The sequence below is a fragment of the Streptomyces sp. NPDC002754 genome (assembly GCF_053592315.1).
This window is the reverse complement of record NZ_JBSFVM010000087.1, coordinates 1-3,031: the sequence shown is the minus strand read 5'-3', so window position 1 is coordinate 3,031 and position 3,031 is coordinate 1. Positions and strand designations below refer to the sequence as shown.

Annotated in this window: 3 protein-coding genes; all 3 read left to right on the top strand. The window is 70.6% G+C overall.

Features of this window, described 5'->3' with window-relative positions:
* The coding region (locus ACWD2L_RS40965; RefSeq protein WP_451193836.1) for an alpha-glucosidase C-terminal domain-containing protein at nucleotides 1-528 on the top strand (528 nt) is incomplete at its 5' end.
* 76 nt (nucleotides 529-604) lie between these two features.
* Nucleotides 605-1,966, top strand: coding sequence for a maltokinase N-terminal cap-like domain-containing protein (locus tag ACWD2L_RS40960; RefSeq protein ID WP_351344128.1), 1,362 nt, complete (start codon nucleotides 605-607; stop codon nucleotides 1,964-1,966).
* A 147-nt stretch (nucleotides 1,967-2,113) separates the two neighbouring features.
* On the top strand, nucleotides 2,114-3,031 hold a 918-nt coding region (locus ACWD2L_RS40955; RefSeq protein ID WP_451193833.1), incomplete at its 3' end, for a GlgB N-terminal domain-containing protein.

The following is a 3,031-nucleotide window of genomic DNA, read 5'->3' as shown; positions in this document are numbered from 1 at the left end:
GACGAGATCGGCATGGGCGACAACATCTGGCTCGGCGACCGCGACGCCGTCCGCACGCCGATGCAGTGGACCCCGGACCGCAACGCCGGCTTCTCATCGAGCGACCCGGGAAGGCTGTTCCTGCCCACGATCATGGATCCGGTCTACGGCTACCAGGTCACCAACGTGGAGGCGTCGATGTCCTCCCCGTCGTCCCTGCTGCACTGGACCCGCCGCATGATCGAGATCCGCAAACAGAACCCCGCCTTCGGCCTCGGCTCCTACACCGAACTCCCCTCCTCCAACCCGGCGGTACTCGCCTTCCTGCGCGAGGCCCCCGCGACCGAGGACGGAGGGGACGACCTGGTCCTGTGCGTGCACAACTTCTCCCGCTTCGCGCAGCCCACCGAGCTGGACCTCCAGTCGTTCAACGGACGACACCCGGTGGAACTGATCGGCGGGGTGCGTTTCCCGGCCATCGGCGAACTGCCGTACCTCCTGACACTGGCGGGACACGGCTTCTACTGGTTCCGTCTCCGCAAGGACTGACGACCGACTCCGCGAGGACTGACACCGACACACCTGGGCACTCTCCACAAATACATCGGGGAAAGGACACGACGCCATGTCGGAAGCCGCAACCCGGCCCGCCGCCCCGACGGCCGGAGAATCCGAACTGCTCATGTCGCTCGATCCGTTGCTGCGTGAATGGCTGCCCCGCCAGCGCTGGTTCGCCGGCAAGGGCCGCCCGGTCACCGGCTTCACCCTGGACGCCGTCACCGAACTGCTGCCGGACGCCGCCCTGTTGCACCTCCTCGTCCGCGCCCACCAGCCACCGGCCGACGAGGAGGGGACCGGCGACCGCTACCAACTGCTCATCGGCACCACCGAGGCCCCGGCACCGCACCTCGCGCCCGCGGTGATCGGCCACATCACGCGCGGCCCGCTCGCGGGACGCACCGCGTACGAGGCGCTCCAGGACCCGCGCCACAGCGCGGTCCTCCTGGAACGGCTCCGAATACCCGGCGCGCTCGGCGCCCTCCGCTTCCACCGCGGCCCGCACGGCGAGGTCCCACGCGACCTCGCGCCCCGCCCCCTTACGGCGGAGCAGTCCAACTCCTCGGTCGTGTACGGCGATACGCTCATCGCCAAGCTGTTCCGCCGGGTCGCCCCCGGCCTCAACCCCGACCTCGAACTCCCGCTGGCCCTGGCCCGCGAGGGCTGCGACCGAGTGCCGGCGCCGGTCGCCTGGTTCGAGACGGCCGGTACGCACCCCGCCGAACCCGCGACCCTCGGCATCCTCCAGCCCTTCCTCAGAGGCGCGGCCGACGGCTGGGACCTCGCCCTCAAGCACGTCACCAACCAGCAGGACTTCACCGCTCAGGCCCGCGATCTCGGCCGCGCCACCGCCGAGGTGCACACGGCCCTGGCCCGCGCGCTGCCCACGGTCACGTACACGCGCGCCCACACCGAGCAGCTCGCCGAGTCGATGACGCGCCGCCTGGAGACGACGGCCCGACAGGTCCCCGCACTCCTCCCCCACGTACCCGGCTTACGCTCCACCTTCGACGCGCTCGCCCGGCTCGGCACCGACGGCCGCACCTGGCAGGCCCAGCGGATCCACGGCGACCTGCACCTGGGCCAGTGCCTGCGTTCGCCGTCCGGCCACTGGCACCTGATCGACTTCGAGGGCGAACCGTCCCGCCCCCTCCCGGAACGCCGCCTGCCGCACCCCGTCCACCGCGACATCGCCGGCATGCTCCGCTCCTTCGACTACGCGTACCCGGGTACGGATTGGTCCCTGTCCTGCCGCACCGCGTACTGCACCGGCTACGCGGAGGTGACGGGCACCGACCCCCGCAGCACCCCACTCCTCCTCCGCGCCTACGAAACGGACAAGGCCATCTACGAGGCCCTGTACGAGGCCCGCCACAGGCCGGACTGGCTCGAGGTCCCGTTGACAGCACTAAGCCGATTGGCTGGATAAGGGGCGCGGGGAACTGCGCAATCTTTTGGGGGGCAAGGGGGCGCAGCCCCCAGGACCGGGACGGGAAGGGGAGGAGGGGGCGACCTCCAAGTACGGCACCACACGAGACCCGCACGCACACACGAGGCACCCAAGGAGGCCCCCACCGTGACCCCCGGCCCGACGACACCCCCGGCCCCCGTCCCCCCGGACGACCGCACACGGCTGCTGCACGCAACCCACCACGACCCCCACGGAGTGCTCGGCGCACACCCCACCCCCACCGGCACCGCCATCCGCACCTGGCGCCCCTACGCCCAACACGTATCCGTCACCACCCCGGAGGGCCTGCACGCCGAACTCCACGACGACGGCGACGGATTCTTCACCGCCCTGCTCCAACTCCGCGAGATCCCAACCGCGTACGAACTGGAGATCACGTACGCCGAGACGACCCAACGGATCGCGGACTCCTACTCCCTCCTCCCCTCCCTCGGCGACCTCGACCTGCACCTGATGGCCGAGGGCCGCCACGAACAGCTCTGGACGGCACTCGGCGCACACCCGATGCAGCACCAGGGCATCCAGGGCACCCGCTTCACGGTGTGGGCGCCCAACGCCCGGGGCATCCGCATCGTCGGCACCTTCAACTACTGGGACGGCGCCGCCCACACCATGCGCTCGCTCGGCTCATCGGGCATCTGGGAACTCTTCGTCCCCGACATCGGCGAGGGCGAACTCTACAAATTCGAGATCACCCGCCCCGACGGCAGCAAGACGATGCGCGCCGACCCGCTCGCCACGCGCACAGAGGAGCCCCCGGCCAACTCCTCCGTCATCCACGCCTCGCACTACACGTGGCAGGACGAGGCCTGGCTGGAGCACCGCGCCGCCCACCCCGTCCACGCCTCACCGTTCTCGGCATACGAGGTGCACCTGCCGTCCTGGCGCCCCGGCCTCACCTACCGCCAACTCGCCGACCAACTCCCCACCTACGTATCGGACTTGGGCTTCACCCACGTCGAGTTCCTGCCCGTGGCCGAACACCCCTTCGGCGGCTCCTGGGGCTACCAGGTCACCGGCTTC

Coding starts and splice junctions, on each gene's coding strand:
- ACWD2L_RS40960 (WP_351344128.1), top strand. CDS start 605: ATGTCGGAAGCCGCAACCCGGCCCGCCGCCCCGACGGCCGGAGAATCC.